Raw genomic sequence first — 14,966 nt, forward strand, 5'->3', positions numbered from 1 at the left:
ATGTCATCAAAGCTGTTCATGCTACCAGCCATTTGCTCGGCCAGTTTTTTAATGTCAGATTGAGTAGTCATTGCTTATTCTCCTGTTAGTGGATTATAAGCAGTTACACACTTTTTAGGAAAGGCTCGGCGTATCCTCATTTTAGTAATAGACTTCTTGTATAAGTCGGTGCCTTAGCAATACCTATTTACGAATCATCAAACACACTCTAATATAAGTGGTTCTATTATACCAGTCTGTTTTAAGTAGTCTGTTAATAGGTTTGAGGGGTGAAATGACTGGTTCCCTTGAGGTATACCAATTGGAATCAAATAGAATAGCTACTCCAGCTTACTTTTTACCTTAAATGGATCCGAGAATTGCAGGATTAAAAAATTAACGACCGACAATATTATTGCGATCTCATACCGCCCATAGGCCACTGAAATGCCAATAGCAGCGGTATTCCATAAACTTGCCGCCGTCGCCGTTCCTTTTACACTATCACTGCCTTTAGAAATAGCACCCCCACCACAACGATTTATATTCAGCCATATAGATTTCAATTTTGTACTGTATGTCGAAAACAGTAATCTGCTAAAACAGATGGATTAAAACATGTCTTTAATGTTTTTTGGTATCACCAACAATCTTATCCATAACTGCAAATAATAAGCCAGAGAATACAAACGTCATGTGGATGATCACTTTCCACATTAATCTATCAGCATCGCCATCGCTCATCTCTTTGGGTATATCCATAAATGACTTCAGAAGATCAATGGCAGAAATGGCAACAATGGCACCGATGACTTTAAGTTTTAGACCAGAAAAATCGATTTTTCCCATCCATTCAGGACGATCCTCATGATTAGCGGTATCAATCTTTGAGACAAAGATTTCATAGCCACTAAATATGATGATGAGCAATAAGCTTGCAACCAATGATATGTCTATAAGAATCAGTATGCCCACTATGACATCAGCTTCAGAAGCACTAAACACATGGATGATCATATACCATAGTTCTTGGAAAAATTTGATAAACAATAAAATGATACCGATCACTAACCCCAAATAAAATGGTGCGAGTAACCAGCGACTATTAAATATGGTTTTTTCTAATGTGTATTCAGCTTTCTTTAGCATGGGTATCTCTTATTTTTAGCAATATGCGTTATAAAGGGTGATGATTATTTTAAGTAATAGAGAGTGATACTTGAGAGAAAATAGGTTGTACCAGTTGCTTGATATAACCTGTCATTAATAACGCTTTAAGATACAGCCTTTTTTTCTTAAGGTTATCAATATATAGTAAATCCAGAATAAAAGAGATACAACCCATATCATGAAAGAGTTTAGGTAAATTATTCATCCTGGCGATTCCATGATCATTAAATTTATATTTAACAATGGCAGTTCAATGCCTGTATAGCGCATCGAACGTATTCCCTTAACAGGGTTTATGACGAATGACTTTGAATAGAAAAAGATCGTTTAAGGCGGTTCCATTGAGGTATAACCCAAGGGAACCAATAATACGTCCAGTACCAACTTAATATTAAGTACCTACCTAGTTAGTCCTATAATTGCTTATATCTGCGCCTGCGGATTATTTTTAGCATAACGCCATGACATCCATGCAGTAATAATTAGCACTATTGCAATAAAGCCTAAAGAAGCTGCAATTGGAACATGATAAAGATCAAGTAGAAGCATTTTTATACCAATAAAGGTCATAATCACGCCTAGCCCATATGGTAAGTAGTGCATTGTGGCTGCTGCGCCAGCTAACAGGAAGAACATAGCACGCAAACCCAAAATAGCGAATAAGTTAGCAGTTAAAACAATGAATGGGTCGGTGGTAATGGCAAAAATAGCAGGAATAGAATCAACTGCAAAAACAACATCAGAAATTTCGACTAAAATTAACACTACTAACATGGGTGTCGCCCACAATAGACCGTTTTCACGTACTAAAAACTTTTCGCCTCGCAGCGTGGACGTAATGCGCATATGTCTACGCAGCCATTTTAATAGCTTCATTTCTTCAAGGTCGACAGGTTCGTCGTGGCCACCTTTTAAAAACTTATAACCGGTATAAACCAAAAACGCACCAAAGATATAAAGTACCCATGAAAACTCTTGGATTAGCCATGCGCCTGCAAGAATAAAAATAGTACGTAAAACAATAGCGCCTATCACGCCGTATAATAGTATACGACGCTGCAACGCAGGTGGAACAGCAAACGCGCCAAAAATCATAAGCCAGACGAACACGTTATCAATCGCTAGGGATTTTTCGATTAAATAACCAGTTACAAACTCTAAGGTTTTTTGGTTAGCAACTGCCGTACCCAAATTTGTATTTAAATACCACCATAATCCGCCTGCGAATAAAGCAGATACACTGACCCAAGCGATACTCCATAGTGCAGCCAATTTAATAGATACAGGTTGGTGCTCATCTTGTACTGCGTTTACATCGGAATTCTCTGGCGGATCTGTATGCTTAAAGCCTAAAAAGTCGATCAGCAGCATGACTGCGACCATTGCAAAAAAAATGGCATATAGCCAAGGGGTGCCGATGGTTTCCACAATATTCCTTAAGTATAGACAACAGGGATCAGATTCTATTTGGTTCCAATTGGTATGCACTCATACTAGTAACAGAACCTTAAAAAGAAACTTTAATATACACATTTTACTTATTTTCACCTACATTAATTATGTCCGCTGCCGTCAAATCCGTACAAACAAACTTGGGTTGTTTTGATCCGGCGGCTCAATAATAATGCTCGTTGTTCCTATAGCAGCGCTTATGGAAAATAATAATAATAATAATAAAACTCACTACGTGTACACAACGAAGTACACTAAAACTATCTCAGGGATTAAGATCGTTTCTATCATTCGCCTACAGCCGAATACTCAAGTCCTCACTAGGGAACCATGCTCATTCCCATAACAGTCATTATAGTAAAATATTTTAGAACGTAAACAATGCAGACTTATACAAACGGTCTAATGCTGATAAAAATGAGGAATGAGCCAAAAAAAATCATCAGCCGCGCGACTGATGATTTTTTTATAGCTTAGTACATTACCACTGAATAAGCGGCTTACAGCTGAATGCGCTGCAAAAATGCCTGCGTACGAGGATGTTCTGAATCCTCAAATAACTGCTTGGCGCTGCCCTCTTCGACGACAACACCATCTTCAATTAACACCACATGATCTGCAACATCGCGAGCAAAATTAATCTCATGCGTGACTACGACCATCGTCCAGCCTTCAGAGGCCAATTTTTTCATCGTCTCAAGGACATCTTGTACCAGCTCAGGATCAAGCGCGGACGTTGGTTCATCGAACAACAATAAGGACGGCTCAATCGCAAGCGCACGGGCAATACCAATACGCTGCTGCTGACCACCAGATAGCTGAAACGGATAAAGATCCGCTTTATCTGACAGACCAACCTTTTCCAATAACACTAAAGCCTGCTCGCGGGCTTGAGCTTTACTTTGTCCTTGTACGACGGTCGGCCCAAGCATTAAATTCTCAAGTGCAGTCTTGTGCGGAAATAAATTATAAGACTGAAATACCATGCCCGACTTACGTTGCAGTGCCAGTAAGGTTTTTTTCTTAGGCTTAGTGGCAAAATCTACCATCAAACTGCCATCGTCAAAAGCAATAACGCCTTGATCTGGAATTTCCAATGCATTAAGACAACGTAAAAAAGTCGTTTTACCTGACCCAGACGGCCCTAATATTACGACCACTTTGCCTTTATTAATAGTCAAGTCGATGCCTTTAAGCACTTGATTGCTGCCAAAGGCTTTGTGAATGTTGGTGACTTTGATCATAAAGGTTCCTGTTGTGCGGATGATGCTGAAGCTGTTCTGCAATCAGTCAAAAAGCTATTTCGTACTTAGCTATTTCGCTACGTAGCGATCAAGTCTGGTCTCAAGCTTACCTTGAATAAAGGTTAAAAATAAACAAATACCCCAATAAATCACTGCCGCTTCGGTATAAACCAACATAAACTCATAGTTACGCGCCGTGATAATTTGAGCTTGTTTAAACAGCTCCGTTACCAGTACCAATGAGGCTAATGAAGTGTCTTTTACTAGGCTGATGAAAGTATTGGATAACGGCGGTACCGATACCCTAAGCGCTTGCGGCAAAATCACATGGCGGAAGGTTTGTAGGTAGGTTAACCCGACCGTTGAGCCTGCTTCCCATTGACCTTTTGGAATAGATAAAATCGAGGCGCGTACCGTCTCTGATGCGTAAGCGCCAATGTTTAATGAGAAGGCAATAATCGCTGAAGGAAACGGATCAAGCTTAAGCCCGACACTAGGTAATCCATAAAAGATAATAAACAGCTGCACGAGCATAGGTGTCCCACGAATCGCAGAGACATAAATCCGCGCGAGCCGATAAACAATCTCATGCCACCAACTAGCACGTGGCACGATACGAATGAGCGCCACCGACAGCGCAATTGCCATACCAATCGCAAATGAGATCAACGCCAGCGGTATCGAATAATAGATACCGCCTTTGAGCATTGGCCAAAACGAGGTTATGACAATTTGCGCCCGATCCGGATCCATAAATGGCAATAATGCCAGTAATTCAGCCAGCACTGACGTGATAGAAGCTAGCATTATTTTTGTTGACTTATATCAGCACCAAAGAATTCTTCGCTCAGCTTGGTCAATGTACCATCGGCTTTTAATGCTGCCATTGCTTCATCTAATTTTGCCACCACAGCATCATCGCCTTTTAACAATACGATGCCTGAACCCGTCTGCTCACTGGCTGGAGCGACCAATTTAATCTCAAGGGCACTGTCTGGGAATTTTTTAAGATAATCCAATATCGCCAGATTGTCATTCATTGTGAAGTCAGCGCGGTCTTGTTTGACCAATTGAATCGCTTGTGCCATACCATCAACAGGGACGATTTCGGCTTCGTAGCGTTCTGCCAACTCCCCATAATTACTGCTTAGCGACTGTGCTGAACGTAAGCCTTTCAAAGCTTCCCACGAGCTATAACGATTGTCGTCAGTCGGTGCTAGTACGACGGCGCCTGACCAGCTATAGGCGGTAGATTTATCGTATTTGGCTAGACGTTCAGGCGTCGTTAAGCTGACTTGGTTGGCCACCATATCGAAACGTTTTGAGTCTAAGCCTGCCAGCATGGCATCCCACTGAGTTTCCTTAAATTCCACCTCAACGCCCAATTTATCAGCGACTGCACGAGTCACTTCAACATCATAACCCGTCAGCTTGCCACTCTCATCATGGTAAGTGAACGGTGGATAAGTACCTTCAGTACCAACGTTGATGGTGCCACCATTATTGATACGTTGCAGCAAATCAGAGCCACCTGTCGCGGTACTGTCCGTCGCATTGGTATCGGTTTCATTGGTGTTAGACTGACCACAAGCGGCAAGCAGTATCGTACTGGCAGCGAGGGCTAAAAGGTTACGACGTTTCATAAGGCATCCTTATAAGATGAATGAATAATACAAAAATATAACTGGAGCAAAACTATATAAGCAAAAAAATAACTAACTCATGAAATATAGAGAGGGCGATAAAGCCTATGTTCTATTATTTTTGTCTTTGGTTGCTCAATTTGAGGATAGTAAGCCTATTTTTCAATGCTACTTTTGGCATTAGGTTTAATTTTTAAGCATTTTTCCAGTAATATTCATGTTTAATTAGAGTTGCTAGTCAGCGCTCATACTTATAGTCAGTTGAGTAGCAAGCTTAAAAGGCAAACTTAAAAGGCAAACAGTAGCTAAGTCATATACTAACGCACTTCAGAAAGAATAAACGTACAAAAACAGTGAGCATGCGTAAGATTATTAGGTGGTGTTCTAAAAAGTATGCTGTCATCAGGCATAGCCATAATTAACATATAAGCCCTTGTTTTATATATTAATTTAAGCTGATAAACGTTATACTAGTCTTGGTATTGCCTTCTCTGAATCTCCCAATATTGAGACCATAATTAATGATGCGAAACACGTTACAAAATTTACTTTATAACAATAATTACGATCAACCAGACACCTCGGCTGCTGCTTTCAATACCTTGCCAAGCATCATACAACAAGTGCTGTTACAACAGCAGCGTATTGTCTTAATTGCCAATAATCCCTCAATAAATACAGCGAGCTTAGAGGCGCTATTGCAGCCGACAGATATGTTGGTTTTGTTTAATGACTTTATCCATGCTGATTTTTTCGCTAACAATCCTATCGTCCGAGATTTACCAAAATTGTTATTTTTTAGGCAAATTGGCGACAGCGCGTTGCATTTTGGACTACCGCCTCGTAGTAATAATTTGACTGCCATGTTAGATATGGCAAAGCAGGCACCATTAGGCATATTGTTTGGAAACACTGATTATCAGTTTCCCCTGCCAGCTGACGATCCAAACCCTAATGATGATCCAATCACAGCCAGCCGAATACTAGATATCCCAAAACTACTAAATGATTTGCTGCATAGCGATGAGCATTGTCGCGTGCTATCAGAGCAGCATAGTGTGGTAGCGGATTATCCTATTTTTGCTGATATTCATTCATCCGCGCCGACCTCAGGATTTCTATTATATCGGCTATTATTAGCAGCGCGCTTAGAAGTGCAACAGCGACAAGACGTTGAGACGCCGCTCTCCATAGTCATGTTAGGCTTTAATGATGAGGATAGAACCGCACACTTTTGGGAAGGGCATAATTGGGCATTTGAGAGACGAGAGCTTGCCACGCCGTTTGATAGTGTTGAGATTATTCGTCAGTATTAATAAATCAGTATCAATAAAATGAACTTATAAACCATATCTAGACATAAGGCGCATCCGGATAGTGCGCCGCTGTAACCTCAGCGGCACTTGGCTGTCGATTGATACCAATCGGCACTGTCTGCATATCTCGCCAATCAATTAATTGCAGCTGCGCAAACTCTGCTAACCATCCCGACATTGGCCAATGCTGCCATTTCTCATAAAAACGATTGGCATTCATAACGATGCTATCTAGATGATTGAGTGGCGGTCTATAAACACTATGCTGCTGATGATAAATCACATCGTTGGTTAAATAAAAATCAATGTTTGACGCCTGCGCCATAAAAGCAAAATCCGTATCTTCAGCGCCATAACCGACATAACTGGTATCAAAGCCGCCAATTTGCTCAAACTGACTGCGCATTATCGCAAAGCAAAGACTCCAAAACGCACCATAATCTTGCGTCTGTTTAATAGAGGTATAGCACTTTGTGTCCTGCTTTGAACCCTGCTGCTCTAGATCCTGCTGTTGCAAATAGAAGTTGTCACGATAAGGGTTAAAAACGGATAGTTTGTTTAAATAATCGCACGCTAATACTCCTTGTTGTAGCTGATGACTTTCATCATCTGTTAAAGGACGCGTCAAATAACGCGGTTGACCCATCAATAAGGCGTTGGGATGCGCTTGTAATTTACTATATAGCTGCTCAATAAAGGTGGGCGCGACGATACAATCCACATCCAAGAAAATCATAGCATCATGTGTGGCACGCGCTGCGCCAAGGTTACGGTTACGACCAATATCGAAGGAAGCGCTATCTGCTACTCCATTCTCAGTCGTTGCAATCTTAACAATATTTAAATCGTATTGTGCAAGACATTCAGGCTTGGCATCGTCATTAACGATAATAACTTCTGCTGGTTGTACACTGCCCTGCGCCAAACTACTGAGTAGATTGGAGAGGTGACGATTGCGCCCATAGCAGGTGGTAATCACACTCAAAGGCACGCTAACGGGAGTGGTGCTATGCGTAATGGTACTATGAGTGGCGTTTTGCGCTGTGGTTGTCGTTGTCATAGATATTTTATTTACCCTTGTTATTGACCTATTATTTTTCAGGTTTCTTATTATTTTTCAGGTCTTAAGCCCAACTGCGGCAATAACCATTCTTGAAACCAAGCTTTAACAGAAACATAGTCAGCAATACTATCCATAAAATTTTGCGCCGCCATACTAGGTTGAATATCCGTTAAAGCAGCCTTTTCATTATTAATAGTTTCGTTGCTAATTGAGTCATTGTTAATTGATAGAAAAGATGATGTGTCCTGATTACTCAAATTTGAAGTTTGAGTGATAAACTGCGCCCAACTTAAAGCGCGTCCTTGCTCAATAAGCGCCTCCGCCATGACTTCTTGCTCACGATGCGGGCGCTCATCTGGTAATACCACGAGTGGCGTTGCATAGTTATATGCTTGAGCAATACCGTTCAAACCACAAGCCATCAAAAGCAAATCACTATAGGCAATAAATGGTGACACATCATCCACGTGAGCGGCAATATCAACACAATCACGCACCTCATCATTAATAGGTCCAAGCGATACAATCAGTGCATTTGGTAATGCACAGCGCAGCTCTGGGAGCTTGGCATCAATAGCATCGTGACCTCCATACCCCTTAATAACGGTGACTATGTGATCTTTATTATTGTTATCTTTGTGATTGTTATTTTTAGCCGATTTATTAACACCGTCCAAACGTGAGTACAGACGCTTATGAATATCGCCATTCGTAGTGAGCGTGATCAGCTTATCTATAAAGTCGGGAAACGTTGACAGCTTATCTATCTTATTCGGCATAAAATCGAGATATAGCGTTTTTTGGCGTACCCAGTCTGGCGTTACTGCCGCTTCAAGTTGGCGTGGATAAGGGGCTAATAATCCAAGCGCGCCAGCAAAGGCGTTCAGGTGCGGCGCATCATCACGCTCACCTGCTAGCCTTACGTATAAATAAGGCACGCTTGCCGTACGGCAAAGCATCGCCACTTCGACGCTGACATCAATAATCATCAAGTCAATCTGACGCTGACGGATCTGCTCGAGCAACTGCCAGCTGCGTGTCTGCACATGACGATTACCTACTGGTGAATAGTGCAAACTACTCGGCTGCCAATATTCTCCAGCTCGCCCTGATATCACATCTTCTGGCAGCTGATCCTCGGCACTTAACCGCACTATTTGCTCGTCAGTTATGGTGCTAAAACAGTAGCTATCAATGGGCAGACTGGTAAACACTGTCATCTGCTGGCGAAACCCAAACGGCAGTAAGGCAGCCAACTTATCTGCTTGGCGGCAATGACCTGAACCATGATGATGAGCATAGTAGCCGATACGCATAAAGGGTGCCCCAAAACTTGCCAGTTAAAAAAATGACACTTAAATATAGGTAAATTACATGACTTGCACTGTAATATCGATAACCTAAAACTGAGCGCTTAAAAAGACAATTCATGCGTTTTAGTACTGTCATTACTTGCTAATGCTTGCTCATATAATTGCAGATAACCATCGACCATCGCGGCGACGGAACAGAATTGCTCAGCACGCAGGCGACATGCTGCGCGTGAGATATGTTTGATATCATCAAACGCTTGAATAAACGCACCTCTATCCACTTTGGGCACAATAATGCCTGTCGCTGGCGTGACAATCTCAGCGCTTGCACCGACATCAAAGCCAATGACTGGCGTACCGCAAGCCAAACTCTCCGCCAAGGTTAAGCCATAAGGCTCATCCCAAGTACTGGTAAATAGCATGGCGGTGGCTTGACTTAAGTGTTCGTTGATTTGATCTTTACTCAGATGACCGACGTAATTGAATAATGCTGGCGTACCATTACTTTTATCTTCGTCTAATAATGGCGCCACGTACTGATCAAAATATGCTTCATTGCTCTTGGGCCCTGCAATAATCAAGCGTTTACCTGCTGCTTTGCAATACTCCATCGCCAAATGTGTGCCTTTCTCAACACAAATGCGTCCATACCAAAAGTAAATTTCCTCTTCAATCGGTCGCATGTTGGCTTTAAACGACTGTACATCGATACCGTTATAGACCACGTGGGAAGGTACGAACTCATCAAATAGCTGCTGCTGATGACCACTAATCGCCGTGAACTGGGTTTGCGTACCTTGACGTAGCGTCAATAATGCCAAGCGCAATTGCGGAAAAATTGGGGTATGAAAGGTCGTAAAGAAGCGCGCGCCAAAGGCTTGACCCAGCATCATCGGTATATGATGCAAGCTATGATTGTGCACCACATCAACCCTGCCCTGCTCATCACGGCTGATGATATCGCGCATGGCTTGCTGATAGACCAAATACTGATATAGCTCTTCGCGGCTCATACCGACGGCGTCATGCTCATCCTCGTAGACCAGCGCATCAAACTGCACACGTGTCATGAATGGTATCAGCGTCGCATCTGTCCGACTATCCGCATGCGCATAAAGTAATACCTCATGTCCTTGAGCGACCAATTCATCGCAAATAAGCTGGGTAATCATTTCAAGACCACCTGCATATGGCTGCGCGATTGGGTACAGACAATGGGCAATAATAGCAATGCGTAATGGCGTTTTCGTTTTTTTGACATTACTATCAATGATGTTTGAGAAATTAAACTCAGGGCTAGATTGCATGACGAGTCCAGTATAAATGAAGTAAATATAGTCAGAGAAAAGTAATATCGATACATCAAGTACTGCTGAGATTAATTTTTCTAGCTTGCTGTGCCTATGCAGACAGAGGCTGCAAAAAATTTATACCAGCAGCACTGTAGCGTTTTTGAGATATTTTAACTATATGGATAAATTAACAGGTATTAAATCAAGCTAAAAATCATAGCTATAGCTGATACCAAATAAAATAAATACGTTATGTTGTGACGCGAGACTGGGATGGTTTCTTAACAACTAAGTGGTTATCCGCTACTACTTTATTTTCAATACTAATCTTTTCGTAACCGTAATTAGCGACCATCACCTTGGCAGCCCAAAGTTTTAGCAGACAAACCACCATTGCACAGCCGAATAATAGCGGCGAATATAATGGTGAAAATGGCGATACGATAATGGCTGTTATCACATTTAATGTGAGTAGCAATTTGGGCAGTGCTATCAGGTTAGCCACATATACTGATTTGCGTGTACGCACACACTGTTGCTTCGGCGTACAGATGAATGGTTTTTCTTGTCCCCACAGCACTGGCCACCATGATAAAGCACCCAGCTCCCAAAAATTTAAATGTACTGCCCAAGCGCGCAAACGTCTAGCCACACTTGGCGCAGCGCCATTGTTGGTTTGTTGATTAAGCGGGGCACCATCTTTCATATACGCCCATAAACGTCTGACCAAAAATATTGCGTAGCTCGCATACACGATGTATAGCAGAGCGAGAAAATCATGTAGATTCAAACTGGCGGTAAATAATAGCGCAGCTATAATCATGAGCAACGTCACTAGCTGCAATACGATAAAGATACCGGTAAAGTTCACCCAAGCACTAAGCTGAGATAAATGTGCACGCGTATAAGCTAAACGCTCACTGAGTTTCTTTTTTGTAGCGGATAAGTTTGTGGCGGGTAAACTTGTTGAAGGTAAGTTTGATGACCCAGTAGAAAAGAATGTCGCAGTAGAAAAATACGTATTAAGCACCTGCATGTTGCCGTAAATCCAGCGCTGACGCTGGCTCATCAGGTCGTGTAAGGTAGTCGGCAGCAAACCTGTCGCGATGACCTCAGGGATGAATTGACTACGCAAGCCGCGACTATGCATCAGTACTCCCATCTGCGCGTCCTCGGTAATCGACGCACTTGACCAACCGCCTAAATCCAATAACGCACGTCGGCGAATGACCGCATAAGTCCCAGTCGATAGCGCACGTTTGCGATTAAACGGACGGTATAAATGGTGATTGAAATAGTGGTTTAACTCGCTATGAATATCGACTCGCCCCGCGTCACGATAAAATTGTGGAAACTGCAATAACGCATGGGTCGGATAGCGCTCGATAGCATTGGCAATCGATGTTCGCGCTTTTGGTAGCGCCTGATAGTCACTATCGACTACCACTATATGGCTGCAATTGGGATCCATAAGCCCCAATGCTAAATTAAGTGCACCAGCTTTGAAACCTGCTACTGAATCGATATGATAAAAATGTACATTGTGACGCGCATCAAGACTGGCGCAGAACTGAGCTAATGGCTTGTAGAGCGTTGTTTGAGTATTATTATTATCGACAATTAAAATCTCATCGTCGCCTGCTTTGATTGCTAATAACGACTTAATCGTCTCAATCACCATCTCTGCCGGTTCAGCACAGGTCATCAATTGAAAGCTTAAACGGACAGAGTTTTTTGAGGTATGATCGCGGCAATCCATATGAATATTTATAGCCTCTCTAGCATGGTCTTTAATACCAGCATAGCCATCAATATCACTATAATCTTTTAGAGCACGATTACCTTTTAATGTCCTATTTTTATATAAGCCAACTTTATATAAGCCAGTTTTTGGTACGGCATATTTTGATAAGTTGCCTCTCAAAGCATTGAAATCGCTTTTATCGTCGCTAAGCGTACTATCGTTAGGAGTCTGATCGCTAAGAATGCCATCGCTAAATAAATAAGCATTTAGCCTATTTCTCATCACAGGAATTGAGCTCAAAAAAATTGAGCTTATGCCAGTATGGACTCCCTTATGGACGGTCATGGTTAATCCTTTGATGAATGTATAGTCAGTTCAGAATAAAAGAGATACGATTGTAATAACGTGCTATTGGCTATAATTTTTTCTTGCTTGCTGTTCGCAGGCGTGACAGAGGCTGCAAAAAATTTATAGCCAACAGCACTGTATCGTTTTTAAAATGAATCGACTATATCGATGCTATAGCTGACAACTTTAGGTAAGCCAAAATAAACCTAGAGAATTGATAATAGCCAAAAGGACGAACAATGATTATTTATAATCTGTCTAATAAAATAGATTAATGTAACTTCAGGTAAAAAATGTAAAAACAGTTATAAATTAGGTGCTTATAAGCCAAAAAACTTTAGTAAGCGTCCTTTTAAAAAATGCCAAATATTTTTTACACAAAAAAATACCGCCGCTATCCTATTAGAGATAGAAGCGGTATTTAAAACTAGAGTGGAAAAGCTAAGAGAATTTATCGTCTTAGCTTAAAATACCATAGGTTAGTTTAAGATACCATAAGCGACTAAGGCATCGGCAACACGTTTAAAGCCGACGATATTGGCACCAGTCATATAATCGATATAGCCTTTATCAGTTTGATGGTATTTTTCTGAGGCTTCAGCAGCACCGTCATGAATATTTTTCATAATGTCTTTTAAACGCGCATCGATCTCTTCAAAAGTTTTGTACTGACGTACTGAGTTCTGTGACATCTCAAGACCAGATACTGCTACGCCTCCTGCATTCGCCGCTTTACCCGGAGCATAGTGCACACGGTGCAAGCGGACATGATCAATTGCTCCTGCAGTCAATGGCATATTAGCCCCTTCAACCACATATTTAATGCCGTTTTCAACCATCAGCTTAGCGTCATCCTCATTCACTTCGTTTTGCGTGGCTGATGGGATGGCGATATCACCTTTGATATGCCAAGGCTTTTGTCCAGCGAACCATTCACCACCATAGACAGCAACGTAATCCGCTAATGGCTGGCTTTTTGTTTTCTGCGCTTTTAGCCAGTTGATCTTTTCTTGATTTAAGCCCGCCTCATCATACAAGGTACCTTGTGAGTCAGATACGGTGACCACAACACCGCCCAGCATATGAGCTTTTTCAGCAGCATGTAAGGAGACGTTACCCGCACCTGAAACCAATACCTTTTTACCTTTAATATTTTCGTTTTGAGCCGTTAGCATATTTTCTAAGAAGTAAACTGCGCCATAGCCCGTCGCTTCTGTACGCATCAAACTACCGCCAAAACCCACGCCTTTACCGGTCAATACACCGCCGTATTCGCGCGTCAGATTCTTATACATGGCAAACATATAGCTGATTTCACGTCCGCCGACGCCGATATCACCAGCTGGCACGTCGGTATCTTTATTGATATATGGATGCAGCTCACGCATAAAGGCATAGCAAAAACGACGTATTTCAGTGTCTGATTTGCCTTTTGGATCAAAGTCAGAACCACCTTTAGCGCCGCCCATCGGTAAGCCTGTCAAAGCATTTTTAAAGATTTGCTCAAAGCCTAAGAATTTCAAAACCGATTGATTGACGGTTGGGTGAAATCTAATACCACCTTTGTAAGGACCTAACGCATTACTAAACTGGACACGCCAGCCGCGATTGACCTGTACTTTACCTTTATCGTCTTCCCAATTGATACGAAATCCCATCACACGGTCAGGCTCAACAAGGCGCTCAAAAACTTTAAAAGTATCATATTCGGGATGAGCGTCATATAGTGGAGCAATCGTGATTGCAACTTCTTTTACTGCCTGAATAAACTCAGGTTGATGGGCATAACGTGCTTCGATTTTTTCGATTGCCTGACTGATACTCATATAAGCTCCTTAAGGTAGAAATTAAAATAGTGCTGATCTATATCGGCGCTTTATCGTATGCCCGCAAACGATAGGATAGTAAGCGTAGAAGTAGAATTGATGTCGCTGCTATATGCTGTTTGGTATAACAACTGGTGGGATTAGAATCCAACGATTTGCGCCTCTAAATCATGATAAATAAGCCCGAACTATTTTTATCTCATAACTTTATATTATTTTTCTTGATGGGTAAGTCTATTAAATATCGGCATCATCAAAAGTTATGGATAGGTTTTTATCATATCTGAAAATAGTGCGTAGCAAAAACTTAATAATGAAAAAAAGGCGCTTAGCTCAGAAAGTTTTAGACGACTCAAGCAAATATTGAAGCATTTGCCTTTAACAATGAACAATGAACAATGATTTCATTAGCACTGCCAACAGGCGTCAATGCAGAGCGCGTTCGAGGTATGCAGCTTTTATTGTCACTGGCAAAAATGATGTGATAAATGCTATTAAAGAAACATCAATGCTGTTTGATACCGCATCTAGCCATCAATCGCTTTATCAATAACACTTTAAATGAAAATAGGCACC

12 protein-coding genes and 1 pseudogene are annotated in these 14,966 nt (G+C 41.6%); 1 reads left to right on the plus strand and 12 read right to left on the minus strand.

From position 1 onward, the window contains the following. From JMW90_RS14050 to JMW90_RS05690, 7 genes and pseudogenes are all read right to left on the minus strand, one after another. Nucleotides 1-71 (minus strand): annotated as a pseudogene (locus tag JMW90_RS14050) (transposase); the annotation flags it as partial. A gap of 249 nt (nt 72-320) precedes the next feature. After that, nucleotides 321-545: an MgtC/SapB family protein gene (locus tag JMW90_RS05665; protein WP_265089224.1), complete on the minus strand. Its 225-nt coding sequence runs from the start codon at nt 543-545 to the stop codon at nt 321-323. A 58-nt stretch (nt 546-603) separates the two neighbouring features. Further along, the gene (locus JMW90_RS05670; RefSeq protein WP_181718276.1) at nt 604-1,128 is read right to left on the minus strand and encodes a TIGR00645 family protein; all 525 of its coding nucleotides are present in this window, start codon (nt 1,126-1,128) and stop codon (nt 604-606) included. 444 nt (nt 1,129-1,572) lie between these two features. Beyond that, entirely contained in the window at nt 1,573-2,577 is a 1,005-nt protein-coding gene (locus tag JMW90_RS05675) for a TerC family protein (protein ID WP_201562098.1), read from the minus strand. Nucleotides 2,578-3,101: 524 nt separating this feature from the next. Further along, the gene (locus JMW90_RS05680) at nt 3,102-3,845 is read right to left on the minus strand and encodes an amino acid ABC transporter ATP-binding protein (RefSeq protein ID WP_201562099.1); all 744 of its coding nucleotides are present in this window, start codon (nt 3,843-3,845) and stop codon (nt 3,102-3,104) included. Between the two features lie 69 nt (nt 3,846-3,914). Continuing rightward, nucleotides 3,915-4,652 (minus strand): amino acid ABC transporter permease, encoded by a 738-nt coding sequence (locus tag JMW90_RS05685; RefSeq protein ID WP_276529652.1) that lies wholly within the window; start codon nt 4,650-4,652, stop codon nt 3,915-3,917. Beyond that, a complete protein-coding gene (locus JMW90_RS05690) occupies nt 4,652-5,488 on the minus strand; it encodes an amino acid ABC transporter substrate-binding protein (protein ID WP_201562100.1) in 837 nt (278 codons plus the stop codon). Before JMW90_RS05690 ends, JMW90_RS05685 begins: the two co-directional genes overlap by 1 nt. A 521-nt stretch (nt 5,489-6,009) precedes the next feature. On the opposite strand from JMW90_RS05690, the gene JMW90_RS05695 reads away from it, so the two are divergent. Next, the gene (locus tag JMW90_RS05695) at nt 6,010-6,804 is read left to right on the plus strand and encodes a hypothetical protein (protein WP_201562101.1); all 795 of its coding nucleotides are present in this window, start codon (nt 6,010-6,012) and stop codon (nt 6,802-6,804) included. 37 nt (nt 6,805-6,841) lie between these two features. Here the strand turns inward: JMW90_RS05695 and JMW90_RS05700 are convergent, their stop codons facing one another. The 5 genes from JMW90_RS05700 to gdhA form a co-directional block, all read right to left on the minus strand. Then, nucleotides 6,842-7,864, minus strand: coding sequence for a glycosyltransferase family 2 protein (locus JMW90_RS05700; protein ID WP_201562102.1), 1,023 nt, complete (start codon nt 7,862-7,864; stop codon nt 6,842-6,844). A gap of 50 nt (nt 7,865-7,914) precedes the next feature. After that, nucleotides 7,915-9,183 (minus strand): hypothetical protein, encoded by a 1,269-nt coding sequence (locus tag JMW90_RS05705; RefSeq protein WP_201562103.1) that lies wholly within the window; start codon nt 9,181-9,183, stop codon nt 7,915-7,917. 98 nt (nt 9,184-9,281) lie between these two features. Next, complete coding sequence (locus JMW90_RS05710) at nt 9,282-10,487, minus strand: glycosyltransferase (protein ID WP_201562104.1); 1,206 nt, start codon at nt 10,485-10,487, stop codon at nt 9,282-9,284. A gap of 235 nt (nt 10,488-10,722) precedes the next feature. Next, nucleotides 10,723-12,561 (minus strand): glycosyltransferase family 2 protein, encoded by a 1,839-nt coding sequence (locus JMW90_RS05715; RefSeq protein ID WP_201562105.1) that lies wholly within the window; start codon nt 12,559-12,561, stop codon nt 10,723-10,725. Nucleotides 12,562-13,043: 482 nt separating this feature from the next. After that, nucleotides 13,044-14,390 carry an NADP-specific glutamate dehydrogenase gene (gene gdhA / locus JMW90_RS05720; RefSeq protein ID WP_201562106.1) on the minus strand — a complete coding sequence of 449 codons (1,347 nt, stop codon included), beginning with the start codon at nt 14,388-14,390 and terminating at the stop codon, nt 13,044-13,046. Nucleotides 14,391-14,966: the final 576 nt, after the last annotated feature.

Source organism: Psychrobacter glacincola, assembly GCF_904846215.1.
GTDB lineage: Bacteria > Pseudomonadota > Gammaproteobacteria > Pseudomonadales > Moraxellaceae > Psychrobacter > Psychrobacter glacincola.